General features: G+C 54.9%; 1 rRNA gene. It reads right to left on the bottom strand.

The annotated features are described in order from the left end of the window. Window positions 1–8: 8 nt before the first annotated feature. Window positions 9–1,443: ribosomal RNA gene (locus BUA90_RS00010) — 16S ribosomal RNA — on the bottom strand; the annotation flags it as partial.

Genomic DNA, 1,443 nt, shown 5'->3' with positions numbered 1-1,443 from the left:
CTCCTTAGAAAGGAGGTGATCCAGCCGCACCTTCCGATACGGCTACCTTGTTACGACTTCACCCCAGTCACCCATTTCACCTTCGGCAGCTGTCTCCTTTACGGTTGACTCACTGACTTCGGGTGCCATGGGCTCCCATGGTGTGACGGGCGGTGTGTACAAGACCCGGGAACGTATTCACCGCGACATTCTGATTCGCGATTACTAGCAACTCCGGCTTCATGTGGGCGAGTTGCAGCCCACAATCCGAACTGGGACTGGCTTTTTGGGATTCGCTCCGGATTACTCCTTCGCTTCCCTTTGTACCAGCCATTGTAGCACGTGTGTAGCCCAGAACATAAGGGGCATGATGATTTGACGTCATCCCCACCTTCCTCCGGTTTATCACCGGCAGTCTCTTTAGAGTGCCCACCCTAAGTGCTGGCAACTAAAGACAAGGGTTGCGCTCGTTGCGGGACTTAACCCAACATCTCACGACACGAGCTGACGACAACCATGCACCACCTGTCTCCTGTGTCCCCGAAGGGAAGGCTTCGATTAAGAAGCTGTCACAGGGATGTCAAGTCCTGGTAAGGTTCTTCGCGTTGCTTCGAATTAAACCACATGCTCCGCTGCTTGTGCGGGTCCCCGTCAATTCCTTTGAGTTTCAGTCTTGCGACCGTACTCCCCAGGCGGAGTGCTTAATGCGTTAACTGCGGCACTGAAGGTATGAACCTCCAACACCTAGCACTCATCGTTTACGGCGTGGACTACCAGGGTATCTAATCCTGTTCGCTCCCCACGCTTTCGTGCCTCAGCGTCAGTTGCAGTCCAGAGAGCCGCCTTCGCCACTGGTGTTCCTCCTAATATCTACGCATTTCACCGCTACACTAGGAATTCCGCTCTCCTCTCCTGCACTCAAGCCGATAAGTTTCCAAGGCTTACTACGGTTAAGCCGTAGCCTTTCACCCCAGACTTTACCGGCCGCCTACACACCCTTTACGCCCAGTCATTCCGGATAACGCTCGCCCCCTACGTTTTACCGCGGCTGCTGGCACGTAGTTAGCCGGGGCTTCCTCCTAAGGTACCGTCATCTTTCTTCCCTTAGGACAGAGCTTTACGACCCGAAGGCCTTCTTCGCTCACGCGGCGTTGCTGCATCAGGGTTTCCCCCATTGTGCAATATTCCCCACTGCTGCCTCCCGTAGGAGTCTGGACCGTGTCTCAGTTCCAGTGTGGCCGTTCACCCTCTCAGGTCGGCTACTGATCGTTGCCTTGGTAGGCCGTTACCCTACCAACTAGCTAATCAGACGCGGGCCCATCCTGTGCCGCCTCAGCTTTTACTACTATGCCATGCGACATCGTAGTCTTATGGGGTATTAGCACACCTTTCGATGTGTTATCCCCCTGCACAGGGCAGGTTGCCCACGCGTTACTCACCCGTCCGCCGCTAAGCTTTAATCTT

Origin of the sequence: Caminicella sporogenes DSM 14501, assembly GCF_900142285.1 — a bacterium.
GTDB lineage: Bacteria > Bacillota > Clostridia > Peptostreptococcales > Caminicellaceae > Caminicella > Caminicella sporogenes.
Note: the sequence above shows the minus strand (reverse complement) of the source record. Positions and strands in the feature narration are given on the sequence as shown.